We start from the raw sequence: 23,374 nt of genomic DNA, 5'->3' as shown, positions 1-23,374 counted from the left end.
CAGAGGCTCAGTTCCGGTAGACCGGTTCCTGCTCGTCGAGGATCGCCTTCAGTTCGCTGAGATGGCGCTCGGCCTGGCCGGGATAGTCGTCCATTTCGCTCGCCGTCTTCTCGGCGATCGCGTCGGACAGCGTGCGCAGCGGCCGGCCGGTCCATAGTGCCTTGATATAGGTCTCGGCGGCGCGCTCGAAATAGAACATGCGGTTGAAGGCATCGGCCACGGTATCGCCGATGACCAGCACACCGTGATTGCCCATCACCATCACCTTGACCTTGGGGTCGGTCAGAAGCTGCGAGCAGCGTTCGCCCTCGTCCTCGAAGGCCAGCCCGCCATAATGGGCGTCGACGACATGGCGGTTGAAGAACATCGCCGAATTCTGGTCGATCGGCGGCAGGCGGGAATCGGCGAGCGAGGCCAGCACCGTGGCGTGGATAGAATGGACATGCATGACGCAGCGCGCGTGGCGGACATTGCGATGGATGGCGCCGTGCAGGCCCCAGGCCGTCGGGTCGGGCGCGTTCGGCCCCGTGAGCGTGTCGGGATCGTTAGCGTCGATCATCAAAAGGTCGCTCGCCTTGATACGCGAGAAATGCACCTGGTTGGGGTTCATCAGGAATTGCGTGCCGTCCTCGTTGACCGCCAGCGAGAAATGGTTGGCCACCGCCTCATGCATGTTGAGCCGCGCCGTCCAGCGGAAGGCGCAGGCGAGATCGACGCGCTCTTCGTAGAACGGCAGGTTGGTCAGCGGTTCCTTCTTCAGGCGGGCGATGCTCATCGAAAATCCTCCGGTTTTGCCAAGAATGCCGCGACCCACGTCCGCCCGCAACGGGTTTCGGTTGGTGCAGGAAGAGGCGGCTGCCGGTCAGGCCGCCGTACTGGCGGCAGTGCCGGCCCTCAGCCCGCCATGCTCGACGATGAAATCGATGACCTCCTGCAGCCCTTTGCCGCGCGACAGGTCGGTGAAGCCGAACGGGCGCTTGCCGCGCATGCGGCCGGCGTCGCTCTCCATCACGTCGAGGTTGACGTTCACATAGGGCGCCAGGTCGCTCTTGTTGATGATGAGGAAATCGGAGCGGGTGATCGCCGGCCCGCCCTTCCGCGGGATTTCTTCGCCCTGGCAGACCGAGATGACGTAGAGCGTCAGGTCGGCAAGGTCCGGCGAGAAGGTGGCGGCAAGGTTGTCGCCACCGGATTCGATGAAGATGATATCGAGATCGGGAAACTTCCGGTTGAGCTCGGCGATCGCCTGCAGATTGATCGAGGCATCCTCGCGGATGGCGGTGTGCGGGCAGCCGCCAGTCTCGACACCGACGATGCGGTCCTCCGGCAGCGCCTGCAGCCGCGCCAGCATCATGGCGTCTTCCCTGGTGTAGATGTCGTTGGTGACGACCGCGATGGAGAATTCATCGCGCAGCGCCTTGCAGAGTTTTTCGGTGAGCGTCGTCTTGCCCGAGCCGACGGGGCCGCCAATACCGATGCGAAGGGGACCGTTAGCCTGGGTCATGTCGGGAACTCCGTGATGGCAAGGACTGCGAAGCCGAGCCCGATCAACAGGCACAGCGGCGAATAATAGCTTATATCGAGCCGCGCGAAGGGCTGCTCGGGGGTCAGCCGGCGCCACCAGGGCGTGAAGCCGGCAATGCCGCGCCCGACAAACACCAGCCCGATGAGCAGCGCGGTGGCGGCGAGGCCTTCCCTTGGGAAGGGCGATGCGAAAAAGCCAATCAGCGCCAGCGGCCACAACGTTGCCAGGGCGAGACAGGCGGCAACGGCGAAGCTGGCAAACGGCGTCGGCATCTCATCGACGCCGCGAAAACCGACGACGGCATGCGCGCATGACCTGGCATCCCTGCCCGGCCAGATGCCGCCAATGCCCCAATAGACATGCAGCGCCGTGATCAGCAGCAGGACGAATGAAAGGACGAAGGCGAGAACGATCATGAGCGGAACAGCCGCGAATATTGGGTTTCGTGCTTCATCGCCATGACATCGGAGACGAAGGCACAGCCGCCGAGATCGTCGAGCGAGGAACTGGCGGCGCGGGCAGCGGTTGCCAGGGCCAGCGGCTCGAAGCCGGCGAGCAGCACTGTTGCCTCCGTCTGGCCGACGACACCCAACCTGATCGCCGCCTGGACAAGGTTGGAGAAGAAGGCTTGCAGGAAGGCGGACAGCGCGTCCCGCAGCGCAATGCCATTGCCGCCGGCGATGGTCCCGACAGCGATGCAATAGGCGCATTCGGCCGGCAAGCGCTCCAGCACGGGATTGGGCCAGGCCGATGCGGCCTTGATGAAGGCGGTACCTTGCAGCATGGTCTCGGTGTGGCGTTCGCGCGAACCGGCGAGCGCCTCGGCGAGCGCGGCCACTTCGACGAGATCGCCGGCGTCGTGGGCGCGGCGCCAGCTCTCGGCGAACAGCACGGCATCGTTCCAGCCCGAACCCATTTCGACCAGCGTTTCCAGCCATCCGGCGAGGCTTGCGGCATCGGCCACCAGCCCGTCATGCACCGCGCGCTCCAGACCGTGGCTATAGGCAAAGCCACCGATCGGAAAGGCCGGCGACAGCCACGCCATCAGCCGCAGCAGGGCGATGTTGGAGGGCTGGTCAGTCATGGTCGTGGTGGTGACCGTCGTGGGAATGGCTGTGGGAATGGGAATGCTGTTCGCCGTGTGCGTGCGAATGCGCCTCCGAGTGGCTGTGAGTATGCGCCTCCGCGTGATGGCCGTGATCGTGACCATGGGCACCACTGTGCGCTGAATAGGCGCCGCGCACCGGCTTGAACGGCTCGGAGACCTCGCGCACGGTGGCGCCGAGCCCCTCCAGCATCACCTTGATGACATGATCGCTAAGGATGACGATGCGGTCCGCCTCGATGCCCGCCGCGAGGTGACGGTTGCCGATATGCCAGGCAAGCTCGGTCAGATGCACGGCGTCGCGGGCTCGGACGTCATAGACGTCCTCCTGCGCCGCGACGATCTCGATATGGCCGCCATCCTCCAGCACCAGCCGGTCGCCGTCGTTGAGAGCGACAGGCTCGGGCAGGTCCACCAGCACCTTGCTGCCGTCGGCAAGTTCGATGGCGCGACGGCGCAGATGACGCTCGTCATGGGCCAGAACCGCACGGCCCGATGGTGCAGTGGTTCCGGCCATGCCGGCAAGCAGCACCGAGACAGCACGTGGGAATTTGGTGAAGTCGGTGTTGAGATTGAGCTTCATTTCATGGAGCCTCCGTTAGCTTGCGCCTTTGCACGGGCAGGGCGCGCCAAGACACGGTCGAAATAGGCGTTGACGCGCTCGGATTCGATCGGGAATTTTCCGGCGCGGGCCCAGCCGCCCATATCGCCCAACATCACGTCGACGGCGGAAAACCGGTCGCCGAGCGCGAAGGGCTTGTCGCCAAGCCGGCGATCCAGCGCCTGAAGCTCCGAGATGAAATCATAGGTCGCGGCGGGACCGACATCGACCCGAACTTCCTTCGGCAGCAGGAAGCGATGGCGCAGCTTGTTCCACAGCGGCGCCTCGAACTCGCTCTGCGCGAAATGCATCCAGGAATCCATTTCGGCACGGCCGGCAATGCCCGGATTGGCGCCCATGCCCTTGTCCGCGTGTTTGTCGGCCAGATAGACGCAGATCGCGGCCGAATCCGTCACCGTCAATTCGCCATCGATCAGGATCGGCACCTTGCCCGAGGGGTTGAGTGCATAGGCTTCCGGCGAGCGCAGATGAACCGCGACGAATTCATAGGGCTCCCCGAGCTCCTCAAGCATCCAGAGGACGCGGCTGACCCGGGATCCGCGCGATCCGACGGCCTTGTACATGGTTGGACTCTGCCTTTCCTCTGAACTCTAGACCATGCGCCTTGGTCATACGATCGTGTCGAAGAGCCGCAGGATGAACGATATCTGATAGATCAGCGCCGCCGTGACAAAGGCGATGTGAAAGCGGCGATCGCGCACCAGGATCGCGGCGATGCAAAACGCGACGAAGACCGGCGTGCGGAACAGATATTCGTTGCCGAAGCGGGCGAAATGCTCCGGTCCCTTCAGCAGCGTATCGATCACGTCGAGCAGATAGGTCGCCGCCAGCAGGCCGAAGAACCAGGCGCGGCGCGAATAGAAGAAATCCTCGTAACTGGTGTAGTCCAGCATCGAATCCGGAAACAGCAGCGCGCACAGCAGGAACAGCGTGATCGCGTAGAAGATGATGAACAGGTATTTGCCGAAGGTCCACGTTTCGATGGCGTAGAGGCCGAACTCCCACCACCAGAAATGCACCAGCATCAACAGCACCGAAGCGACCCAGGCCAGATGCACGGGATAGAGCCGGTATTGGCCCGGATGCTGGACGATGCGCGCCACCCCTGACAGCAGGCGGGCGACGCCAAGCCCGATCACCATGCCCATGACGATGCGGATATGCGGGAAGATGTCGTGGGGAGAGGCTATTTCGGTGGCCATCGGCGGATAATAACAATGCTCACGACGGGATGAAATATTTGCGACGGGCCACTTCGCGGCTACTCGCGAATAAGTTTATCCGAAGACCACGGCGTGCCTGGAAAATAGCCATGGTCCAGAATTTCCCTGATTGTAAATGGGCAATCAACAGGAAAATCGCGATCGCTCAAGCCGGTTTCGTCCAGCGCCTTTAACCTTGCTATCTTGAACTCTCGTCCGAGCATCTGCGCCGGATACGCTTTCAGGCTCGGACTTTCGTCGAGCAGATTTTCAATCCGATATCGCTGTTCACGGATTGTGAGCAGCCATCCGGTTTTGCGCTGCTCGGGCTGAAACTCCCATTTGAGCAAATGCAGGATCAAGGTGCCAAGCCTGCTCGCAATTTCCCTCTTGTCGCTCCGCCCCAAGCTCTCGATCTCCTCGGCGAGATTCTCGCGATCAAGATCGGACAGACGACCTTCGCGCAACAGCGCGCCTTGCTCGGCGCACCACTGAGCATAGTCCGCCTCGTAGGGCGTCAATTGCTGTTTGCGAAAAATCTTGTTCATGCAGCCTATATTGCTCCAATGGCCCCGAATTTCCAAGTTGGAAGCAGGGGGCACGGATGCGATTGGCAATCTGACGAACCATCTTGGCTTCGCACTGGACATAGCGCGTGCGCTTTTGCGCATCACACTACGCGCTGTGGATTCAGACGCAATTCACCAAGTTCATGACTTTCAACCAAAACCGCTGACATCAAAACAGAAAATACCGTTGCGCCATCGGCAGCACCGTTGCCGGCTCGCAGGTCAGCAATTCACCATCGGCCCGGACCTCGTAGGTTTCCGGGTCGACCTCGACATGCGGCGTGGCGTCGTTGAGCACCATCGAATGCTTGCCGATGCCGCCGCGGGTGTTTTCCACCGCGACGAACTGCTTGTCGACGCCGAGCCGGCCATGCAGGCCCGACCCGAGCGCTGCCTTGGAAACGAAGGTCACCGACGAGTTGGTCCTGGCCTTGCCATAGGCGCCGAACATCGGCCGGTAATGCATAGGCTGCGGCGTCGGGATCGAGGCATTGGGGTCGCCCATCGGGGCGGCGGCAATCATGCCGCCGATCAGCACCATGTCCGGCTTCACCCCGAAGAATGCCGGGTTCCACAGCACCAGGTCGGCGCGTTTGCCCACCGCGATCGAGCCGATCTCCTTCGACAGGCCATGTGCGATGGCCGGGTTGATCGTGTATTTGGCGATGTAGCGGCGGACGCGGAAATTGTCGTTGTTGCCGGTCTCCTGCGGCAGTGAACCGCGCTGGCGCTTCATCTTGTCGGCAGTCTGCCAGGTGCGGATCGCCACTTCGCCGACGCGGCCCATGGCCTGGCTGTCGGACGAGATGATCGAGAAGGCGCCGATATCGTGCAGGATGTCCTCGGCGGCGATCGTCTCCTTGCGGATGCGGCTTTCGGCAAAGGCGATGTCCTCGGGGATCGACGGCGACAGATGATGGCAGACCATCAGCATGTCGAGATGCTCGGCCAGCGTGTTGACCGTGTAGGGCCGCGTCGGATTGGTCGAGGACGGGATGACGTTGGGCAGGCCGCAGACCTTGATGATGTCGGGTGCGTGGCCGCCGCCCGCACCTTCGGTGTGGAAGGCGTGGATGGTGCGGCCTTTGATCGCCGCCACGGTGTTTTCGACAAAGCCGGATTCGTTCAGTGTGTCGGTGTGGATCATCACCTGCACGTCATGATCATCGGCCACCGACAGGCAGCAGTCGATGGCCGCCGGCGTCGTGCCCCAGTCCTCGTGCAGCTTCAGCGAGCAGGCGCCGCCCAGCACCATTTCTTCCAATGCCGCCGGCAGCGAGGCGTTGCCCTTGCCCGACAGGCCGATATTCATCGGAAAGGCGTCGAAGGACTGGATCATGCGGGCCATGTGCCATGGTCCCGGCGTGCAGGTGGTGGCCAGCGTGCCGTGCGCGGGGCCGGTGCCGCCGCCGAGCATGGTGGTGATGCCTGACATCAGCGCTTCCTCGATCTGCTGCGGGCAGATGAAATGGATATGCGCGTCGAAGCCGCCGGCGGTCAGGATCTTGCCCTCGCCGGCGATGATTTCGGTGCCGGGGCCAATGATGATGGTGACGCCATCTTGCGTGTCCGGATTGCCGGCCTTGCCGATCGCGGCGATGCGGCCATCCCGGAGGCCGATATCGGCCTTGAAGATGCCGGCGCTGGCGTCGATCACCAGTGCGTTGGTGACGACCGTGTCGACCGCGCCCTGGGCGCGGGAAACCTGGCTCTGGCCCATGCCGTCGCGGATGACCTTGCCGCCGCCGAATTTCACCTCCTCGCCATGGATGGTGAAATCCTTCTCGACCTCGATGAAGAGTTCGGTGTCGGCAAGCCGCACCCTGTCGCCGACCGTCGGGCCATACATCTGCGCATAGGCGGCACGGGTGATTCTGGCCATCAGCGATTGCTCCCGAATTGCGGTGCGGTTGAAGCCGGCTTGCACATTGTCGCCATCCAATGGTCATGCAATGACCCGCTGGGCGACACCTTCTGATCCCATTTGGCGGTTGAGGTTGGGGGGTCACCCCAAAACGACCGTTTGCCAAATCGATGGAAGGAAGATCCATGCGCAAAGCGATAGTTCTTGCAGCCGCCGCCACCCTGACGCTGGCGGGCGCCGCCAGTGCCCAGCAGCAACCTGCGCAACAGCCCGCCCAGGCGCCGGCCGCGCCGGCTCCTGGCGGTCAGCAGGCCGCGCCGGCGATCCAGAGCGTCAACATCGTCGACATCACCGAGTTGCCGAAGGACACCCAGACGCAGGTCAACCAGGTGATCGCCCAGCGCGGCGATGACGGCCTGAAGAAACTGCGCAGCTCGATCGATGCCACGCCCAAGGTCAAATCCGCGCTGGAGGCCAAGGGAATGACCTCCGCGCAAGTGGTCGCGGCCAGCATGGAGCCCAATGGCGCGCTGACCCTGATCACCAAGAAAGCCAGCTGACGATCCGGCCTGGCGGGCCGGCATCCGGTCCGCCGGGCGCATCGTGAAGGGAACCGTGGCAAGGCTGGAAGCGTTTCGTTTCCCAGAGGTTGGAACGAACCACGAAAGCGAGCGATGACCGTCACGATACTGCCCGATGCCAGATGGCCGCATGCGTTTGCGGCGGCGGCCTTTCTCGCGGCAAGCATCCCCCAGGCGGTGCTCAACGCGCAGAGCCTCGAAAGCCCGGAGACCGTCGACAGGATCGTCGGGTCGCAGGTCAATCAGGAAGAGGCCAAGGCCACCGCGGAAATTGGAAAAGTCAGTTCGGCGATCGACCGCACGCGTGAGAACATCAGCACCGTGCGCAAGACGTCCAAGCTCGACAAGGTCGACATCGTCTTCCTCACCGATGCGGCGCGCAGCGAAGGCGGCCCGCCGCCGGTCATCGAGAACAAGGTTCGGCAGCATCAGGACGATGTGGCGGAGCTGCGCAAGGAGATCGAGGCCAACGCCTTGCTCTTCAATGCCATCGATTCGCGGCGCGTGCTGGCCGAGGACGTCCTTGCCGTCGAGTTCGACGATCCCGGAAAGATCGTCATCTACGCGGCCGCCAAACCGCCCGGCTGAGCTGAAAGCACCGTGTGCTCTCACGCTTGCCCCGAAGCCTGTCGCCATCTTGGCGCACCACGCATGAGATCCCACCGATCTCACAGCTTGCCCATCACCTTCTGCTGGAATCCATAGACCTCGCGCTTGCCGCCGAGCGGCACCAGCGTGACGTCGCGTTCCTGGCCCGGTTCGAAGCGCATGGCGGTGCCGGCGGCGATGTCGAGGCGCATGCCGCGTGCCCGTTCGCGGTCGAACTTCAGCCCTTCATTGGTTTCGAAGAAATGGTAGTGGCTGCCGACCTGGACGGGCCGGTCGCCGCTGTTGGCGACTTTCAGGGTGATGGTCGCCAAGCCCTTGTTGAGTTCGATGTCGCCTTGTGCGGGGATGATTTCGCCGGGGATCATTGGATGTCACACCATGCCGAAGGCAAGGCCGACGCCGATCGCCGCGCAGGCCGCGCCCGCGATGCGGGCCAGGCCGCGGAACCTCTGGCCGAGGCTGAGGCCGGCGGCAATGCCGGTGGCATGGAGCAGCACGGTGGCGACGGCAAAGCCTGCCATGTATTCGAGCCCGCCGGCATTCTCCGGCACTTCGGTGCCATGGGCATGGCCGTGAAACAGCGCGAACAGGGCGATGATGACGGCGCCCGTGGACACCGGGAGATCGATCGCCAGCGCCACCAGCAGCCCAAACGCCACGACCGACGCCAATATGCCCGGCTCGACGAACGGCAGCGGCATGTGCAGCATGCCGAGTGCGCCGCCCACCAGCATGACGCCGGCAAAAGACGCCGGCCAGGCCCAGATCGCCTTGCCGCCCTTGAGTGCCGCCCATAGTCCGACCGCGATCATCACCGTCATGTGGTCAAGGCCGGAGAGCGGGTGCATGAAGCCGGCGGTGAAGGAGGACGTCGTGCCGATGCCGACATGGGCATAGGCCGGCATGGCGGCGGCCAGGAGCAGGATCGCCGAGAGGCACAGGCGTTTGGCGGGGATCATTCTACTTGCCTTTCGTTTGCGGTGTCGCAGGGGTCACGCGGCCTTGCGCGGGCCGCAGCCCTCGGCCTTGAGGACGCGCTTGGTCGAAGCCGGGTATTTCTTCAGCATCGCGGCGGGACGGATCGGCCGGGCGGAAAAATTGCCGCCGCAGTTCGGGCAGACGCCACCCAGCACGCCTTCCGCGCAGTCGGCGCAGAAGGTGCACTCGAAGGTGCAGATCAACGCGTCCGTCGCCTCCGGCGGAAGGTCCTTGTCGCAGCATTCGCAGTTTGGACGCAGATCCAGCATTCCGGTCTCCTCACCTGATGGGTTCGTGCACGGTCACCAGTTTCGTGCCGTCGGGGAAGGTCGCCTCCACCTGCACGTCATGGATCATCTCGGCGATGCCTTCCATGACCTGGGCGCGGCTGACGACATGCGCCCCTGCCTCCATCAGCTCGGCGACCGGGCGGCCGTCACGGGCGCCTTCGACGACGAAATCGGTGATCAGCGCGATCGCTTCCGGATGGTTGAGCCTGACACCGCGCTCCAGCCGCTTGCGTGCCACGATTGCCGCCATGGCGATCAGCAGCTTGTCCTTTTCCCTTGGCGTCAGGTTCATGCGTTTGCCTGAAATGATGCGAACAGAATCACAGTGACCATAATTTGGGCAGTCCCGCCTCTCCATTGAGCAATCCGACGAGCGGAACCAGCCGCCGGCGCAACTGGTAGCCGTCCTCGGCGTAAAGCCTCGCAAGAAGCTTGCCAGATGTCCCTACGCTCCAGATGCTGGCGCCACCCTGATCGCCGATGATCTCCCGGACCGGATCGAGCAGCGCCTCTGCCCGTGGCGACACCAGCAGCAGCGTTGCCACCGCGATCGCGCCGCCGGCGACGGCCGGACGGCCCAGGATCGCGGCGATGTCGGGTCCGATGCGGAAATCCTCGGCATGGATGAGGGACCCATTGCCACGGACGCGCCAGCGGTCGTGGAAATTGCCGTGCGCGGCACGTTCGCCCATTGCCAGGCGGCCAAAGACCGTTGCCTCCACCAGCAGCGCCTCGGCCACTGCGGCAAGTTCGACATCCAATGTCCTGGCAAAGGCCGCCCGGTCGAAGACGATGGTTTCCTGGGGCAACCATGCAATACGGCCGTTTTCGCCGACGGTCAGCTTTATCGACACCTCGGCGCGGCCGGACGCGGCGCGATAGACCTTCTCGCAGGCCTGGGTGGTTATCGCAGCGCTGGCATTTGCGCCGACATCCACGTCCCATCCGAGGCGGTCGCCGCCGGTCAGCCCGCCGGCGGTGTTGATCAGCACTGCTTCCAGCGGTCCGGCCGAAACGGCCGGCAGCCTTATCTTGGCGGAGCCGTCCTGATAGAGGCGGCGCAGCCGCGTGCGGCCATCCATGCTGGCGCAGCCAAGCTGCGCCAAGCCAGCGGCTCGCTGGGCCGGTTGGCCTGAAAACTTCATATATTCGATCGTGTCCACGCCGCCAGGTTAAGCACTGCGGCGGTTTTGTCGACATATAGCTTGTTGCTTGATAGCGTTTCCGTTTCTATAGAGGGAGCCACCTTGGTGCGGTCATGCGATGCTTGGCGGGGGTAGAAGGCGACAATCGCGGCCTGATATCGAGGACAAAAAGGCGCTGTTCAGTTGGCGTCGGGAAACGAAAAAGTGGGGAAGAAACCGAATGGCCGACCAACTGGCAACGGAAATCATCGAAAAGATCAAGGCCCATGCCGAGCCGGGCGGTGAGGAAATCACCACCGCCACCGAATTGACGGCGCTCGGCATCCATTCGCTGGAGCTGACGGAGATCATCTTCGATCTCGAGGAGCAATATGGCATCGAGATCGAGATGAACACGGTCGACGCCTGGAGCAATCTGAAGAACGTTGGCGACATGGTCGAGGCCGTTCGCGCGCTGATCGCGAAAAAAGCCTGACCGAATGCTGAAACGCGTCGTCATCACCGGCCTTGGCGGCTTATGCGGGCTCGGCACCAATGCGCCGGCAATCTGGGGCGAGATGCGCGCCGGCCGCTCGGCGATAGGCCCGATCGAAAATCATTCCCTGCACGACCTGAAGGTCAGGACGGGCTGCGAGGTCAAGGCGCTGCCCGATCACGGCATCGAGCGCAAGCAACTGGTGTCGATGGACCGTTTCAGCCTGCTGGCGGTGATTGCGGCGCGCGAAGCCCTGCAACAGTCCGGATTGGCCCCCCACGCCGACAACACCTATCGCATGGGAACCATTGTCGGCGTCGGCGTCTGCGGGTTCGAGACGGTCGAGGAGAACTATCGCGCCATCCTGGTCGAGGGCAAGAATCGCGCCGGCATTTTCACCGTGCCCCGGGTCATGCCGGGTGCCGCCGCCGGCCAGGTCAGCATGCACCTTGGCCTGCGTGGGCCCGTGTTCGGCGTCACTTCGGCCTGCTCGTCGGCCAACCACGCAATCGCCTCGGCGGTCGACCAGATCAGGCTCGGCCGCGCCGATGTCATGGTGGCCGGCGGCACCGATGCGCCGCTGGTCTGGGGCGTGCTGAAGGGCTGGGAGGCATTGCGCGTGCTGTCGCCCGACACGTGCCGGCCGTTCTCGGCCGATCGCCAAGGGCTGGTGCTGGGCGAGGGTGCCGGCATGGCTGTCCTGGAAAGCTATGAACATGCGACGGCGCGCGGCGCCACCATCCTCGCCGAAATCGCCGGCACCGGCCTGTCGGCCGACGCGTCCGACATCGTCGCGCCGACCATCGAGGGCCCGGAAGCCGCGATGCGCTTCTGCCTGGCCGATGCCGGGCTCAATCCCGAGGACATCGACTATCTCAACGCGCATGGCACCGGCACCAAGGCCAACGACCAGATCGAGACCACCGCCATCAAGCGCGTCTTCGGCGAGCACGCCTACAAGCTGTCGGTCTCCTCGACCAAGTCGATGCACGCCCATTGCCTAGGCGCCTCTGGCGGACTGGAAATGATCGCCTGCGTCATGGCGATCCGCGAAGGTGTCGTACCGCCGACGGCGAATTTCCGCGAGGCCGATCCCGATTGCGACCTCGACGTGACGCCGAATGTGGCCCGCGAACGCAAGGTGCGCGCCGCGATCAGCAACGGCTTTGCCTTTGGCGGCACCAACGCGGTGCTGGCCTTCAAGGCCGTTTGATCCCTGCGGTCACCACCGCATCCCTGCGGTCACCACCGCACCCCAGCGGTCACGACCTGCCGATGGTTCGGAATGCCACCGGCGGTGGCGCTCCGTCCGGTCCGGTTGACGGTCCGTCGTGGCGAAACCGTCGCCGCCATATTGATCACACCCGGCCGCGCGCCTAATTCTTTGCGGACCCGCCAGCACCGCGCTTTCGCGCATCCCCATTCAGGAGTTCACCATGGCCGACCTGTCCGCCTTTCCAATTACCGCGCGCTGGCCGGCCAAGCACCCGGACCAGATCCAGCTCTATTCGGCCACGACGCCGAACGGGGTGAAGATATCGATCGCCCTGGAAGAGATCGGCCTGCCCTACGAACCGCATTGGATCAATATCGGCCAGAACGAAAGCTGGACGCCGGAATTCCTGGCGCTCAACCCCAACGGCAAGATACCGGCGATCATCGATCCCAATGGCCCGGACGGCAAGCCGATCGGCCTGTTCGAATCCGGCGCCATCCTGCTCTATCTCGCCGAAAAGACCGGCCTGCTCATGCCCGTGGACGCCGCGCGCCGCTACGAGACGATCCAGTGGGTGTTCTTCCAGATGGCTTCGGTCGGTCCGATGTTCGGCCAGGTCGGCTTCTTCCACAAATTCGCCGGCCGCGAGATCGCCGACAAGCGTCCGTTGGAGCGCTATCGCGACGAATCGCGGCGACTGCTCGGTGTGCTCGACGCCAGGCTGAAGGGCCGCAAATGGATCATGGCCAACGACTACACCATCGCCGACATCTCGCTGCTCGGCTGGGTGCGCAACCTGATCGGCTTCTATGAAGCCCGCGACCTCGTCGGTTTCGATGATTTCGCCAATGTAGCGGCATGGCTGGAGCGTGGCCTGGCACGGCCGGCGGTGCAAAAGGGCCTGACCATTCCGGGAAAGGCTTGAGGCGGACTGCCGCCCTGCTGCCTGCTACTTCGCTTTCGCCTTCGAACTGCCCTTGCCGATCACGGAGGCGGCAAGCGAGGCGGCCCCGCGGGCGGTTGCAACCACCGCACCTGCGGCGACATTCGCTGCTGTTCGAACGGCACCGGCTTTGTTCGGCGCCGCTTTGCGCGGGCTGGCCGTCTTCGCGGCCGGGACCACTTTTCTAGGCGCCGCCTTGCCGAAAGCGCCTTTGGCGTCTTTTGAGCGTTCGGCCACCGCGGGGCCAGCACCGGCTTTCGCTTGCGTTGCCTTCGCGGGTTTCGTCTTTGCGGGTTTTCTAGCCTTGGTTGCCATGCAAAATCCCTCACGCCACACAAACTGGTTCTGAGGCATAACGGCGCGAAACTCTTAAGGTTCCCGTCAAAGAATACCGAAAATTAAGCAGGTTAACCAATGACCAGGTCGGCCGCCCGGCGCCGAGCCAGCACGCGTTCGATGTTCGGCATGTCGTTGGAGGCGATCCAGGCGCGCGCATCGGCATCGGAGCGGCCATGCTCGTGCCAGCGTTCCATCAGGCGGCGCTCGAGCTCGTTGCGCGGCACGTCGACGAAGATCGAGTAATCGAACAGCGGCGCCAGCCGAGACCACGGCTCCTCGTCGAGCAGCAGGTAATTGCCTTCGACCAGGATGAACTTGGTTTCGGTGCCGACGATCGCCGCGGCGGCGCGCGACAGCTCCAAGCCGCGGTCGAAGACGGGAATCGCAATATCGGCCTCGCCGGCCCGAATGCGCTTCAGCAGGGTTTCGAAACCGGCGAAGTCGAAGGTTTCCGGCGCGCCCTTGCGCGCGCGCAGGCCGCGCGCGTTGAGCACGACGTCGTCATAGTGGAAACCGTCCATCGGCACGACTTCCACGGCTCCTTCCGGCAAAAGGTCGTGCAGGCTCGCCGACAATGTCGACTTGCCTGCTCCCGGCGGCCCCGCAATGGCGACGATGAAGCGCTTTGCCTTGCCGGCGCGCTTGAAGATGGTGGCGGCGAGGTGAGCGATTTCGGACATGGGAGCCTCACTTGCCCTGATGGTTCGGCCCTGATGATAGGCACGATATTTCCGCCGCATTTTGGCGACAGTCGGCGGAAATTTCAAACCTGCCGTTGCGCAATCTCGTGCCTATGCCGCGGCAGGCCGGCCGATGCGTAGGAAATCGCTGTCGAACGGCACGTCCCATGTCGAGCCGCCGGCCGACAGCCGCATGCGGCCATCCGTCGTGACAACCTCCTGCGGCGGTTCGCCACCCGGCAGCGGCATGGCGCCGATGACATGGCGAAACGAGAAGCTGTCGCCGAGCGCAAAGGCGGTCGCCACGCCCTCTCGTTTCAGCCAGTTGTCGCCGATCGAGGCGGCGTGGCCGACAGCGGCGCGCCCATCCTCGATGCCGAGCACGCCCAGATGGCGGCCGCTCCACGGCGCGTAGTCGCGGCCGCCATTGCTCAGCCACAGCATGGTTACAGGCAGTTCAGCCGGGTTCTTCAATACCAGCACCAGGTCGCCCTCGGCCTTGCGGGCCAGTGCTGTCCAGCCCGATCCGCCATGGTCGGCCTCGACCAGGGTGACGAAATCCTCGCGCCGGTCATCCATGCGGTAGTCCGTCAGGTCGCGCGTGCCGCCGGCGGCGGCAGGAAAATGGCCGAGGTCGGCCGACCGCGCGGGATAGGCCAGCATGAAGCGGCCGCGTGCGGGATCAGGCTCCATCGGGTCGGCCGGCGTCGCGGCAAAGCGCTTCGGCGAAAAGGCCAGCCTGCCGCCGCCCTTCATCGCCGTCATCGGGTGATGGGCGACGGAAATCGCGCCATGGCCGCCGGAAAACACGTGCTCCTGGTAGAGGAAGGGATGGCCGTCGCGCAGGGTGAGGATCTTGTCGACGCTGGCGCCCATGACCGTGTGCCGCAGCCGGAAAACGGCGCGCCGGCCGCCGTCCGTGGCGCTGCTTTCGGTGATGTCCCAGGCGCTGTTGGCCGGCCAGCCATGCAGCGGCGCATCCTCGACATCGCTGCGCGAAAACGGCGCGCAGAGGAAATCCCCCGACAGGCGAACCGTGCCTTGCGGCAGGTCCATCGGCAAGGTCTCGCCGGCGTCGACCCAGGGCGCGCGATGCAGCGGCTTCAACTGGCGTCCGTCGCCATCGACGGTCATGTCGGCGATGTGGCCGACGGTGAGATCGAGCGAAACCGAAATGCCCCTGGCCTTGATCGTGCTGATGTCCATTGCGCGCTCACCCGATTCTGAAGCCGCAACCAGAACCCGTTCGGCGCGGCTTGCGCAAGCGTGATGTCGGGCATTTCGCATCACTCTGCTCACCCTCCCCACAAGGGGGAGGACAAAATCGGCCGGCTCCACAATCCTGGGATAACCGCCATTAACCAAATGGACGCACCAATCGCGTTACGTTAGCTTCGCCGCATCTCTCGCAACGGCTTACCAAGAACAGACCTGCCCTTGTCCCACCTGCATCCCCTTTCGTTCGTCCACAAAGTTCTCGCGGCATTTGCCTTGCTGGTGCTGCTGGCCGGCTGCTCGACCACGACGCCGGCGGATTCGGTTCTGGCCGTGCCCGCGCCGCCGCAGAAATATGCCGCCATCGTCGTCGACGCACAGACCGGAAAGCAGCTGTTCGAGGTCAACTCGACCGCGCAGCGCTACCCGGCCTCGCTGACCAAGATGATGACGCTCTATCTCCTGTTCGAGGCGATGGACTCTGGCCGCGTCACCAAGGAAACGCAGATCCCGGTCTCCGACCACGCCGCCTCGCAGCCGCCGACCAAAATGCGCTTCCGGCGCGGCGAAACCATCGACGTCGATTCCGCCATCCGCGCCATCGTCGTCAAGTCGGCCAATGACGTGGCGGTGGCGGTCGGCGAATATCTCGGCGGCTCGGAGGATCAGTTCGCCGCCATGATGACCTCCAAGGCGCGCCAGCTCGGCATGACCAGCACCACCTTCCGCAACGCATCCGGCCTGCCAGACGACAGCCAGATGACGACGGCGCGCGACATGGCGGTGCTCGGCATGGCGCTGCATTCCCGCTTTCCCCAGCATTTCCACTATTTCTCCGAAAGCGACTTCATGTTCCGCGGCCGGCTGGTGCGCGGCCACAACGACATGCTCGGCCGCGTCCGTGGCGTCGACGGCATCAAGACCGGCTACATCAGGGCCTCCGGCTTCAACATCGTCACCTCCTACAATGCCGACGGCCGCCAGCTGATCGTGGTGGTGATGGGCGCCGACTCGGCCCGCCAGCGCAACGACCACGTCGAGGCGCTGATTCAGCGCAGCCTGTCGCCCATGGTGGCCGACACCAAGACCAGGCTGATGTTCGCCGAACAGCAGTAATTAAGAGCCGAGCCTACCTCGATTTCGTCATCCACGGGCGGAGCAAGGAGCACAGCGACGCGGCGCAGACCCGAGGATGACGACGTTGGGGAGGCTTCGCCTCTTATGGCCATCCGACCCCCCTCAACCACAAAAACACCCACAGCCGGCTATCGTTTCACGAATGTCACACAATCGTGCGGAAGCCGTGGCATAGGCTGCGGAATCCGGCGGTGGCCATGCCCCGTCGCCTCGGCGTATCCTCGACCACCAGCGCCATAGCAGGAGCCAGCACCATGAGCACCGTTCCCAAGGCATCCGAGCAGAAGGCGGCGGACAATGAGAACGACAGCGGCGGCGAATATTTCGAGGCGCCGACCATCGAAGAAGACCTGCACGGGGTTTCCGACGAGCATTTCGACACGCCCGAGGTTCCGGACTCCGAACCATCAGGCCCTGGCGCGTCGCGGTTCAAGCCGAAGAAAAAACCGTCGGCGATCTCGGGCCGGAAATTCCGCAAGCGCGACCTGGTGCGCATCGACACGCTGCGCCCGAGCCTCGCCGACCGCATCCATGCTGATCATCCGGACCTGCCCAAGGGCGCCCGCATCAGCCGCGAGGAGCTCGGCCGCTACCGCATGCGCTACATGGAGGAGCTGCTGCAGCAGGAGCACGGCGAATTCTCCGAGCTCGACCGCCAGGTGGTGGAATCGATCGCCCGGCAGGACACGATTTCCGAAAACTCGGAAGAAGAGTTCGAGGAGCACCGCTCCTTCGCCGACCGTGTCTCCGACAACATGGCGGCCTTCGGCGGCAGCTGGTGGTTCCTGATCTCGTTTGGCAGCGTGCTTTTGATCTGGATCGGCATCAACCTGATCGCGGGCATGAGCAGCGCCTTCGACCCCTACCCCTTCATCCTCCTGAACCTCCTGCTCTCCTGCATCGCCGCCGTCCAGGCGCCGATCATCATGATGAGCCAGAAGCGCCAGGAGACCAAGGACCGCCTGCGCTCCTTCAACGACTACCGCGTCAACCTCAAAGCCGAGCTCGAAGTGCGCCATCTGCACGAAAAGCTGGACTACCTCATCTCGCGCCAATGGACGCGCCTGGCGGAGATGCAGCAGATGCAGCTGGATGCCATGCATGAGCTGACGGGTGCCAAGAAGGCGAAGCGGGCGGTGCGCGGGCGGCGGACGGTGAAGGGGGAGGGTGAGGCGTGATCCGCGAAGCGGACGAAAAGCCAATTGCTTGGCTTTTCGGACGACGAACGGTGAAGACCCGGTCCGCCTTCGGGCGGATCAAAAGGTCCAGTGGACCTTTTGAAGGGGTTGAACGCCCGAAGGGCAGGGAGCCTGCGAAGGGCAGGCCGTGCGGCCAATCGCCAATTGCCCGTTGAAGCCCGCCCCGGCTTCCGCTAAGAAGCCGTGACTTGCCGGTTCACCGGCTGGTTCGTTTTCCGGTCCCCGGGAAGCACCCGTAGCTCAGCTGGATAGAGCGCTGCCCTCCGAAGGCAGAGGTCACAGGTTCGAATCCTGTCGGGTGCGCCAACAATTCACAATTCGCCCAAATTAGCGACCTTTGGCACAAACTGAAATGCGAAATAAATATGATGCCCAGAAGCCGTAGCTTCTCGCTGTGTCGATGGATCATCATTCGATACCGTGGAATGCCTCCAAACTTTTACAGACGGGTGATAAATTAAGGCAACAATAATACTAATTGCCGCGTACAATTTAGGCCCTAGAGGAAGTATTACTACGCTGGAGTTCCTGGCTTTTACTTCTACCAACGACCTGAGTTGCATGTATGTTCCGAATGGATCCTCAAGATCATAAGATATGATGTTATCTTTATTTTCTATAAATTCGAAATCCATATTGGCTCGCAAAATCGTGCTGTCATAGCGCTGGTCAATTCCATAAGGTTTAAAGCAATAGATTTCGTCGGGCTCAAGGGTATCTATAGCACCTATGGCCTTTCCCAACTCATGCCCTGCCCCGAAGATCAAACATAGGCTGCGGCTGCCTGAGCTAGGTTGTCCGGCCAAAAAGGGAGAGACTGGGCCAAACGCTCTAACGGTCTCAAGTTTTCTAAGGTCCGGTTCCAGGAATCTTTGAGCAAAGTAATGCAACTTCACAGAAGTTACGCTAGACGCGTTCGAAAAAATTCCAATAAATATCTGCGCCAGGGTGGCTCTGTCGAAAGAGCTAATATCGATTTCTATCGACGCTCCGTCATTCGACCTAATCAACGTGCTGAGAGCGGCGGCCACGTGCGCTGAATCGTGAAAAGCAAGTATGCTATCGTCTATTTCCCTTCGTATCTTTCTGTTATTGTCGTCATATGAGAATACGCCGTATGACCCGTAGTCAGCTATAATTATTGACGAATAAATTCCGGTGTCGAGTTTGTGTAAAAATTCAGTAGATCGAGATTCATAACCGCAGGCGGCAACCAAAATATTGGCAGGTGCTGTCGGAAAGGTGTCCGCGAGAACGATATCAAACTTCATTGAATTGCCAGCCTATCAGGTCGGGTTGATCGCTATCCTCAGCCTTCGTAGGCAGGCGCTGAATCTTAAGCATTTGCCCTGTTATCGTCGGCAACGGATAGAATGGGGCCATTTGGTAAGAAACACGCAAGCGCACCCCCTTGAGATCAACTACCAGCGATTGATCATTTGGGCCGCTATCGACTATTAGCGCCCCCGTGTTGACCGCTATGCCGATTATTTTTAGGGTTTCGGCGTCCATATCCACGATCTGGTATGAGAGCGGGGGTTCGGTAAGAAACCGGTTTCCCAGCACGATTCGAGATAAATTTTTTCCGAGACTGTCGGTTACGCTGAGAGCATTTCGCGACCCGGTTACTGGACCCTCCGTCGAAACGACTTGGGTTGCTACCATCGCTCTAAATCGATCAACATTCTTTGCAATAATCAAATTCTGCACGGTCTGGGACTGACGATTAGCCTTCAGGGCGGAAATCAAATCGTTGACATAAAAATTTACAGCTCTTGGATTGGACTCTGTAATACGAAGTATCTGCTGATATCCATGGTAGTACCCGTAGCCTTTCCTTGCCCTTCTAACCGCAGAGCTACCAGCCCCTTGTTTGTCTCGTAAGTATCTATCCCTAAACTCTACAACTGGTGCGACTTTCCTAACGAGAGACGCCATTTTATTTTCGTCATAGCTCCGCAGGTTGTCGACGTTGATGTCGTTATCGCGTATATATTTCCGAAATCCAGAGTCTTTTCTTGAAAGAGAACTAAAGAGATGCGCAAAATGTCTGTAAGTTCGCGATCCTCCTTGTACTCGGTAAGTTGGCATCTCGTCAGATTTATTTACGTAATCTGTAAATTCGCCAAACGAAATTCCCTGCGCCTGGCAAATGCCCTTAACTAGGCTGTCGGCAAAGTCATATTTTTCAGATCGAAATTTTCCGCTTAACCTGACTGCTCGGAAATCTTGGCCTTCAATCGGCGCGACTCTCAGTGCGCCTGAGTCCAGTCCGTCATCTTTAGAGGGAGACGAGCTAAGAAAATCGCCATATGGGAAAAGCGAGAATTTCAGCACTGCCCGTTGATCGAACGACCTGAGATTCTCGTAGAGCATCTTGAGCACGCTCTCTGGTGCGATCTCCATCTCATCAAAATTTATTGACCAACGACAACGTCCTGTTACGGCCTCGACAATGTCAAAGAAGCCGCGAAACATAGATAGCAAACTGAGCCGGGGGAGAGTGAAAAGATTTTCTAAGGGGGGTGGTGTAAATGAATTAACAAAGGACGAAAAGAGGTTCATTCGCGTCAGCAAACTTAACTTTAAACCTAAAAAAGACGACTCAACTCGATTTAACTTCCAAAAACGCGAGCAGTTCTCCGCAATTAAAGCCTCTTGGTCTCTATCTATATTCACTGTCCACCCAGGACTCGTGGACGTTTCGTAAAAGCGTGCGACGTTCTTCGCGTCCTCTAGTGAAGCAATCGTTTCATAAAGACAGTAATCAACAAAGATGCCATTCTGAATGACATCTCCGTATCCATCGAGGCCAGGGCGAGAGTCGATTGCCTTTGCCTCACCCTTCCAAAGAGTGTCGGCAGGAATGTAGATCGGAATATAATCCAGCCGGGATTTAGCAACATCGCTGCGCCGAAACCAATGATGCAACCCCGTAGGAGTCATCAGCTTCAAAATGGTGGTCTTGCCGGTCCCCCTTGGGCCTACCAAAACCATATTTTCAAACTTCAAAATGTCTTCAAATTCGGGCGGCTTTACGAAGATCGCCGCAATTTGCGCAGGCGAAACGCTGCGCGAATTGTAAGAAGTTGCCCACTCACTCATGAGTCCGCGCTCCGAAAAAAAGCTGCCACCTGATCGGTGTCGCCCTTGTATGTGGTGATAGATAGCGCTTTTAGCTTTTCGACCAAGTCCTTGATCTCATCGGGAGTAAGGTAGCCAAGATCCGGCAGGTTGCTCTTCAATTCTTCTATATCATAATGGCCTTTCTGAACGATCTTGGCCACTTCGCTTGCGAGCGTATCCGTAGAGAGACTCGACCCAAATCCAACTGAGTGCTTCATCATCTCATTCTCGCTAAAGTCCCATTTGTTGGTCCCCCATTCCCATGACCGGATACGACCTCGGAGGTACCCCCCTTTGGCGACACTCTCAAAATCCACAAGGTGGAATTGATTCGAGAAAAAGCGTTCCATATTCTCGTACGCATTCGCTGCAAGGCTTGACGCCGAAAATACCCAAGGAGACTGCGGCTTGTTTCCTGCCCTTTTCAGACTCACAAAATGTTTATGTCCATGAATTAATATTCCGGGCTTTCCGGATTGTTCGAGCGCACTTAGTAGGTATTCACCATTCTCAGCCTCATCATAGGTCGAATCTACGATTAAATCGACACGACGTGGATGGTGATGCATTACAACGATATAGTATTCAGAGCTTGATTTCTTTATAGTATCGACGGCAGAGTCAACGACGTCGCGGCTTATAAAGCCTTTGTTGTATATCTTGTCTGCGTTCCCTCCGCCGTAGCCGTGCAAGGAGCACGTATCGATAAGTAGAACGCCTGCCTTACCTACTTCCTTAAAGGCGTATGATTGGGAATCATAAGCCCTGCTTAAGTCGAGCTGATCCGAGGGAAAACATGGGAATATTTCTTTCAGAAATTGTGACGGTGCTGCATCCTTAAAGTCCTCTGGCCTTGAGGCAACATCATGGTTTCCAGTGACCGCAATCACTGATGGTATCCGAAGCTTTGCGGCAATATGATGAAGATCGTTCCAAACACACATCAGTACTGTTTTCTTCGCCTGGTGCGCCAAGTCACCAAGACAAAAGAGCACATCGATAGTTCCTTCATAATCCTGCAAGGCACGAGGAATAGACACCAGGGCGTTGTTACTGAAGGACCGATCTTCAATAATTAATTTCCCGCCCGTCCGACCGACATACCCTCCTGCTGCCGCCAAATCTCGCGACATGGCATGTATATCACTTACGACCAAAGCTCTCATATCGTCACTCGAAAACGGCAATTAGTTCCTGTTGGATTTTACGTCGGTCTTGGAATCCGCCGATGTTCCTAGTGACGTTAAATCGATCGACAACAAATGATCCAAACAGTTCCATGAACTCTTTGCAATCCCTATACGAGACCACAATTTTATTGTTCTCTTTGCTGAGCTGCTCGCACATGACAAAAAGTCGCTTTAGGTCGCCTGCACAAAAAATGCCGGGGCCATATTCGCGAAAAACTCTCGCTTCATTGGTAAAATAGGGAGGATCTATATATATACAGGACCCTTCTGGCCGGTACTGCTTCAAAAAAGTTTCAAAGTCCAAACTAGAAAACTGAACATTTTTAATAAGATCGCTGATGTGGAGGAGCTCGTCAAGGGTAAGCTTAAGCTTAAGCTTCTTTCCTCCGTACGGAGTGTTGAAGTGGCCTCTCTGATTAGTTCTATAAATTCCATTAAAACAAAAGTGATTTAGAAATAGAAAAAGAGCTGATTTCTTTTTACTTTTCCTTGTCGAATTAAACTCTTTTCGACATTCATTATATGAATCGCGGCTTATTTCGAATCGGTTATATATGGACCAGACATATCGGGGGTCATGCTGAACATCTTGGTATAGAGAAATTAGATGAGGGTTTAGATCGTTTAATGAGGCCTTCCTGGGAAGGTTGTTGAAAAACATGACGGCAGAGCCAGCAAATGGCTCGACATAATTTCTGCTGAAGTCAATGTGCTTCTCAAGCCTGGCAGCTACGCTTGATTTGCTGCCAGCCCATCTGAGCAATTTCTTTTGTGCTGGCCCCATAGGGACAAATTTCCTCAGAGATTCTCACATTTGAATCAGCCAAGTCATAGCTGCTGGTTTTACTGACGCCAAGAGGCGGCGACGCCGTAACTTTGACGTGAGTCTTTATCCCACTCGTCATCCCTAGTGTGGACAATTGCAATTGTCCACGGAACTGAGCCATCATCTGAGACGGCACCATTTAATAGCGGGCCTTGTTCAGAGTGTGGGGAACTCCCATCCTCTAAACCCACCCAGCCTCCCCAAAGAACCCCGGCACGTCATCCAGCCCATGCGCAATCGCGTCTGGCTCATAGTCCGCCGGCGGGCGTCGCCCTGTGCCGCGATCGACCCATACCGCGCGAAAGCCGAGGTCGCGTGCGGCGGTCAGGTCCAGATGCGGGCTGGCGCAGATGTGCACGATGTCATCCCTGGTCACGCTAAGGGTCCGCCAGGCGTGTTCGAAAATCTGCCGCGATAAGCGCACCCTCGCGCTACGCTCAGCCATCCGCGATGGCGGGCACGGCGATCGCTCATGACAAGGACGCCCCCGTGCTTGCCTTGAACGTCATCCGCGATCTTGCCGCGAACGCCCTTCAAG

At 60.2% G+C, this 23,374-nt stretch carries 29 protein-coding genes and 1 tRNA gene; 8 read left to right on the top strand and 22 right to left on the bottom strand.

Translation table 11 applies throughout. The annotated features are described in order from the left end of the window. Window positions 1–7 precede the first annotated feature (7 nt). The 9 genes from FJ978_RS23000 to ureC form a co-directional block, all read right to left on the bottom strand. Entirely contained in the window at window positions 8–775 is a 768-nt protein-coding gene (locus FJ978_RS23000; protein ID WP_140574251.1) for a class II aldolase and adducin N-terminal domain-containing protein, read from the bottom strand. Window positions 776–862: 87 nt separating this feature from the next. Continuing rightward, the gene (gene ureG, locus FJ978_RS22995) at window positions 863–1,504 is read right to left on the bottom strand and encodes an urease accessory protein UreG (protein ID WP_140574249.1); all 642 of its coding nucleotides are present in this window, start codon (window positions 1,502–1,504) and stop codon (window positions 863–865) included. Beyond that, entirely contained in the window at window positions 1,501–1,941 is a 441-nt protein-coding gene (locus FJ978_RS22990) for a DUF3995 domain-containing protein (protein WP_140574247.1), read from the bottom strand. Before FJ978_RS22990 ends, ureG begins: the two co-directional genes overlap by 4 nt. Then, the gene (locus FJ978_RS22985) at window positions 1,938–2,609 is read right to left on the bottom strand and encodes an urease accessory protein UreF (protein WP_140574245.1); all 672 of its coding nucleotides are present in this window, start codon (window positions 2,607–2,609) and stop codon (window positions 1,938–1,940) included. Before FJ978_RS22985 ends, FJ978_RS22990 begins: the two co-directional genes overlap by 4 nt. Next, a complete protein-coding gene (locus tag FJ978_RS22980) occupies window positions 2,602–3,213 on the bottom strand; it encodes an urease accessory protein UreE (protein ID WP_140574243.1) in 612 nt (203 codons plus the stop codon). Before FJ978_RS22980 ends, FJ978_RS22985 begins: the two co-directional genes overlap by 8 nt. Beyond that, window positions 3,210–3,815 carry a glutathione S-transferase family protein gene (locus FJ978_RS22975; RefSeq protein WP_013891790.1) on the bottom strand — a complete coding sequence of 202 codons (606 nt, stop codon included), beginning with the start codon at window positions 3,813–3,815 and terminating at the stop codon, window positions 3,210–3,212. The genes FJ978_RS22980 and FJ978_RS22975 overlap by 4 nt, the downstream gene beginning before the upstream one ends. A 45-nt stretch (window positions 3,816–3,860) precedes the next feature. Continuing rightward, window positions 3,861–4,454, bottom strand: a complete 594-nt coding sequence (locus FJ978_RS22970; protein ID WP_013891789.1) for a hypothetical protein — start codon at window positions 4,452–4,454, stop codon at window positions 3,861–3,863. Window positions 4,455–4,513: 59 nt separating this feature from the next. Beyond that, entirely contained in the window at window positions 4,514–5,002 is a 489-nt protein-coding gene (locus FJ978_RS22965; protein WP_140574241.1) for a DUF29 domain-containing protein, read from the bottom strand. 190 nt (window positions 5,003–5,192) lie between these two features. Further along, window positions 5,193–6,908 (bottom strand): urease subunit alpha, encoded by a 1,716-nt coding sequence (gene ureC, locus FJ978_RS22960; RefSeq protein ID WP_181176662.1) that lies wholly within the window; start codon window positions 6,906–6,908, stop codon window positions 5,193–5,195. Window positions 6,909–7,072: 164 nt separating this feature from the next. Between ureC and FJ978_RS22955 the strand changes: the two genes are divergently transcribed. Both FJ978_RS22955 and FJ978_RS22950 read left to right on the top strand, forming a co-directional pair. Next, a complete protein-coding gene (locus tag FJ978_RS22955; RefSeq protein WP_013891786.1) occupies window positions 7,073–7,447 on the top strand; it encodes a hypothetical protein in 375 nt (124 codons plus the stop codon). Window positions 7,448–7,561: 114 nt separating this feature from the next. After that, a complete protein-coding gene (locus FJ978_RS22950) occupies window positions 7,562–8,056 on the top strand; it encodes a hypothetical protein (RefSeq protein ID WP_023765528.1) in 495 nt (164 codons plus the stop codon). An 80-nt stretch (window positions 8,057–8,136) separates the two neighbouring features. Here the strand turns inward: FJ978_RS22950 and FJ978_RS22945 are convergent, their stop codons facing one another. From FJ978_RS22945 to FJ978_RS22925, 5 genes are read right to left on the bottom strand one after another with little or no spacing between them, the layout of a single operon-like run. Further along, a complete protein-coding gene (locus FJ978_RS22945) occupies window positions 8,137–8,442 on the bottom strand; it encodes an urease subunit beta (RefSeq protein WP_023765529.1) in 306 nt (101 codons plus the stop codon). 6 nt (window positions 8,443–8,448) lie between these two features. Further along, entirely contained in the window at window positions 8,449–9,036 is a 588-nt protein-coding gene (locus tag FJ978_RS22940; protein ID WP_140574237.1) for a HupE/UreJ family protein, read from the bottom strand. 33 nt (window positions 9,037–9,069) lie between these two features. Then, window positions 9,070–9,324, bottom strand: coding sequence for a DUF1272 domain-containing protein (locus FJ978_RS22935; RefSeq protein WP_013891782.1), 255 nt, complete (start codon window positions 9,322–9,324; stop codon window positions 9,070–9,072). A gap of 10 nt (window positions 9,325–9,334) precedes the next feature. Further along, window positions 9,335–9,637 carry an urease subunit gamma gene (locus tag FJ978_RS22930; RefSeq protein ID WP_013891781.1) on the bottom strand — a complete coding sequence of 101 codons (303 nt, stop codon included), beginning with the start codon at window positions 9,635–9,637 and terminating at the stop codon, window positions 9,335–9,337. A 28-nt stretch (window positions 9,638–9,665) separates the two neighbouring features. Continuing rightward, on the bottom strand, window positions 9,666–10,427 hold the full coding sequence (locus FJ978_RS22925; RefSeq protein WP_246678187.1) for an urease accessory protein UreD: 762 nt from the start codon (window positions 10,425–10,427) through the stop codon (window positions 9,666–9,668). Window positions 10,428–10,710: 283 nt separating this feature from the next. On the opposite strand from FJ978_RS22925, the gene FJ978_RS22920 reads away from it, so the two are divergent. The 3 genes from FJ978_RS22920 to FJ978_RS22910 all read left to right on the top strand — a co-directional run bounded on the left by FJ978_RS22920 (window position 10,711) and on the right by FJ978_RS22910 (window position 13,106). Next, complete coding sequence (locus FJ978_RS22920) at window positions 10,711–10,965, top strand: acyl carrier protein (RefSeq protein WP_013891779.1); 255 nt, start codon at window positions 10,711–10,713, stop codon at window positions 10,963–10,965. Window positions 10,966–10,969: 4 nt separating this feature from the next. Continuing rightward, window positions 10,970–12,178 (top strand): beta-ketoacyl-[acyl-carrier-protein] synthase family protein, encoded by a 1,209-nt coding sequence (locus tag FJ978_RS22915; RefSeq protein ID WP_140574233.1) that lies wholly within the window; start codon window positions 10,970–10,972, stop codon window positions 12,176–12,178. Window positions 12,179–12,401: 223 nt separating this feature from the next. Further along, window positions 12,402–13,106, top strand: coding sequence for a glutathione S-transferase N-terminal domain-containing protein (locus FJ978_RS22910; RefSeq protein WP_140574231.1), 705 nt, complete (start codon window positions 12,402–12,404; stop codon window positions 13,104–13,106). Between the two features lie 24 nt (window positions 13,107–13,130). Here FJ978_RS22910 and FJ978_RS22905 read toward each other — a convergent pair whose 3' ends face one another. The 3 genes from FJ978_RS22905 to FJ978_RS22895 all read right to left on the bottom strand — a co-directional run bounded on the left by FJ978_RS22905 (window position 13,131) and on the right by FJ978_RS22895 (window position 15,349). Further along, the gene (locus FJ978_RS22905) at window positions 13,131–13,439 is read right to left on the bottom strand and encodes a hypothetical protein (protein ID WP_140574307.1); all 309 of its coding nucleotides are present in this window, start codon (window positions 13,437–13,439) and stop codon (window positions 13,131–13,133) included. A gap of 92 nt (window positions 13,440–13,531) precedes the next feature. After that, the gene (locus tag FJ978_RS22900; RefSeq protein WP_140574229.1) at window positions 13,532–14,143 is read right to left on the bottom strand and encodes a nucleoside triphosphate hydrolase; all 612 of its coding nucleotides are present in this window, start codon (window positions 14,141–14,143) and stop codon (window positions 13,532–13,534) included. A 111-nt stretch (window positions 14,144–14,254) separates the two neighbouring features. Next, on the bottom strand, window positions 14,255–15,349 hold the full coding sequence (locus FJ978_RS22895) for a hypothetical protein (RefSeq protein ID WP_140574227.1): 1,095 nt from the start codon (window positions 15,347–15,349) through the stop codon (window positions 14,255–14,257). A 231-nt stretch (window positions 15,350–15,580) separates the two neighbouring features. Between FJ978_RS22895 and FJ978_RS22890 the strand changes: the two genes are divergently transcribed. The 3 genes from FJ978_RS22890 to FJ978_RS22880 all read left to right on the top strand — a co-directional run bounded on the left by FJ978_RS22890 (window position 15,581) and on the right by FJ978_RS22880 (window position 18,000). Further along, on the top strand, window positions 15,581–16,474 hold the full coding sequence (locus FJ978_RS22890) for a D-alanyl-D-alanine carboxypeptidase family protein (protein WP_140574225.1): 894 nt from the start codon (window positions 15,581–15,583) through the stop codon (window positions 16,472–16,474). A 275-nt stretch (window positions 16,475–16,749) separates the two neighbouring features. Then, on the top strand, window positions 16,750–17,673 hold the full coding sequence (locus FJ978_RS22885) for a DUF1003 domain-containing protein (protein ID WP_140574223.1): 924 nt from the start codon (window positions 16,750–16,752) through the stop codon (window positions 17,671–17,673). Window positions 17,674–17,923: 250 nt separating this feature from the next. Then, window positions 17,924–18,000 (top strand) — tRNA-Arg (locus FJ978_RS22880). Window positions 18,001–18,005: 5 nt separating this feature from the next. Here FJ978_RS22880 and FJ978_RS22875 read toward each other — a convergent pair. The 5 genes from FJ978_RS22875 to FJ978_RS22855 form a co-directional block, all read right to left on the bottom strand. After that, on the bottom strand, window positions 18,006–18,965 hold the full coding sequence (locus tag FJ978_RS22875) for a hypothetical protein (RefSeq protein ID WP_140574221.1): 960 nt from the start codon (window positions 18,963–18,965) through the stop codon (window positions 18,006–18,008). Then, window positions 18,955–20,799 (bottom strand): hypothetical protein, encoded by a 1,845-nt coding sequence (locus FJ978_RS22870; RefSeq protein WP_140574219.1) that lies wholly within the window; start codon window positions 20,797–20,799, stop codon window positions 18,955–18,957. Before FJ978_RS22870 ends, FJ978_RS22875 begins: the two co-directional genes overlap by 11 nt. Beyond that, entirely contained in the window at window positions 20,796–21,986 is a 1,191-nt protein-coding gene (locus FJ978_RS22865; protein ID WP_140574217.1) for a metallophosphoesterase, read from the bottom strand. Before FJ978_RS22865 ends, FJ978_RS22870 begins: the two co-directional genes overlap by 4 nt. 4 nt (window positions 21,987–21,990) lie before the next feature. Then, window positions 21,991–22,794, bottom strand: coding sequence for a Dam family site-specific DNA-(adenine-N6)-methyltransferase (locus FJ978_RS22860; RefSeq protein WP_140574215.1), 804 nt, complete (start codon window positions 22,792–22,794; stop codon window positions 21,991–21,993). 223 nt (window positions 22,795–23,017) lie between these two features. Further along, entirely contained in the window at window positions 23,018–23,281 is a 264-nt protein-coding gene (locus tag FJ978_RS22855) for an HAD hydrolase-like protein (RefSeq protein ID WP_348640326.1), read from the bottom strand. Between the last annotated feature and the right edge of the window lie 93 nt (window positions 23,282–23,374).

Origin of the sequence: Mesorhizobium sp. B1-1-7, from assembly GCF_006442705.1 — a bacterium.
Classification (GTDB): Bacteria; Pseudomonadota; Alphaproteobacteria; order Rhizobiales; family Rhizobiaceae; genus Mesorhizobium; species Mesorhizobium opportunistum.
This window is presented reverse-complemented; position numbering and strand designations above follow the sequence as displayed.

Bases quoted from the DNA above. Each gene is read 5' to 3' on its own strand.
- FJ978_RS22925 (WP_246678187.1), bottom strand. From the start codon at position 10,427: ATGGATGGCCGCACGCGGCTGCGCCGCCTCTATCAGGACGGCTCCGCC.
- FJ978_RS22875 (WP_140574221.1), bottom strand. From the start codon at position 18,965: ATGAAGTTTGATATCGTTCTCGCGGACACCTTTCCGACAGCACCTGCC.
- FJ978_RS22870 (WP_140574219.1), bottom strand. From the start codon at position 20,799: ATGAGTGAGTGGGCAACTTCTTACAATTCGCGCAGCGTTTCGCCTGCG.
- FJ978_RS22885 (WP_140574223.1), top strand. From the start codon at position 16,750: ATGAGCACCGTTCCCAAGGCATCCGAGCAGAAGGCGGCGGACAATGAG.
- FJ978_RS22895 (WP_140574227.1), bottom strand. From the start codon at position 15,349: ATGGACATCAGCACGATCAAGGCCAGGGGCATTTCGGTTTCGCTCGAT.
- FJ978_RS22920 (WP_013891779.1), top strand. From the start codon at position 10,711: ATGGCCGACCAACTGGCAACGGAAATCATCGAAAAGATCAAGGCCCAT.
- FJ978_RS22990 (WP_140574247.1), bottom strand. From the start codon at position 1,941: ATGATCGTTCTCGCCTTCGTCCTTTCATTCGTCCTGCTGCTGATCACG.
- FJ978_RS22985 (WP_140574245.1), bottom strand. From the start codon at position 2,609: ATGACTGACCAGCCCTCCAACATCGCCCTGCTGCGGCTGATGGCGTGG.
- FJ978_RS22965 (WP_140574241.1), bottom strand. From the start codon at position 5,002: ATGAACAAGATTTTTCGCAAACAGCAATTGACGCCCTACGAGGCGGAC.
- FJ978_RS22975 (WP_013891790.1), bottom strand. From the start codon at position 3,815: ATGTACAAGGCCGTCGGATCGCGCGGATCCCGGGTCAGCCGCGTCCTC.
- FJ978_RS22950 (WP_023765528.1), top strand. From the start codon at position 7,562: ATGACCGTCACGATACTGCCCGATGCCAGATGGCCGCATGCGTTTGCG.
- FJ978_RS22930 (WP_013891781.1), bottom strand. From the start codon at position 9,637: ATGAACCTGACGCCAAGGGAAAAGGACAAGCTGCTGATCGCCATGGCG.
- FJ978_RS22980 (WP_140574243.1), bottom strand. From the start codon at position 3,213: ATGAAGCTCAATCTCAACACCGACTTCACCAAATTCCCACGTGCTGTC.
- FJ978_RS22915 (WP_140574233.1), top strand. From the start codon at position 10,970: ATGCTGAAACGCGTCGTCATCACCGGCCTTGGCGGCTTATGCGGGCTC.
- FJ978_RS22900 (WP_140574229.1), bottom strand. From the start codon at position 14,143: ATGTCCGAAATCGCTCACCTCGCCGCCACCATCTTCAAGCGCGCCGGC.
- FJ978_RS22955 (WP_013891786.1), top strand. From the start codon at position 7,073: ATGCGCAAAGCGATAGTTCTTGCAGCCGCCGCCACCCTGACGCTGGCG.
- FJ978_RS23000 (WP_140574251.1), bottom strand. From the start codon at position 775: ATGAGCATCGCCCGCCTGAAGAAGGAACCGCTGACCAACCTGCCGTTC.
- ureG (WP_140574249.1), bottom strand. From the start codon at position 1,504: ATGACCCAGGCTAACGGTCCCCTTCGCATCGGTATTGGCGGCCCCGTC.
- FJ978_RS22860 (WP_140574215.1), bottom strand. From the start codon at position 22,794: ATGGGGCCAGCACAAAAGAAATTGCTCAGATGGGCTGGCAGCAAATCA.
- FJ978_RS22905 (WP_140574307.1), bottom strand. From the start codon at position 13,439: ATGGCAACCAAGGCTAGAAAACCCGCAAAGACGAAACCCGCGAAGGCA.
- FJ978_RS22945 (WP_023765529.1), bottom strand. From the start codon at position 8,442: ATGATCCCCGGCGAAATCATCCCCGCACAAGGCGACATCGAACTCAAC.
- FJ978_RS22865 (WP_140574217.1), bottom strand. From the start codon at position 21,986: ATGAGAGCTTTGGTCGTAAGTGATATACATGCCATGTCGCGAGATTTG.
- FJ978_RS22970 (WP_013891789.1), bottom strand. From the start codon at position 4,454: ATGGCCACCGAAATAGCCTCTCCCCACGACATCTTCCCGCATATCCGC.
- FJ978_RS22935 (WP_013891782.1), bottom strand. From the start codon at position 9,324: ATGCTGGATCTGCGTCCAAACTGCGAATGCTGCGACAAGGACCTTCCG.
- FJ978_RS22855 (WP_348640326.1), bottom strand. From the start codon at position 23,281: ATGGCTGAGCGTAGCGCGAGGGTGCGCTTATCGCGGCAGATTTTCGAA.
- FJ978_RS22940 (WP_140574237.1), bottom strand. From the start codon at position 9,036: ATGATCCCCGCCAAACGCCTGTGCCTCTCGGCGATCCTGCTCCTGGCC.
- FJ978_RS22910 (WP_140574231.1), top strand. From the start codon at position 12,402: ATGGCCGACCTGTCCGCCTTTCCAATTACCGCGCGCTGGCCGGCCAAG.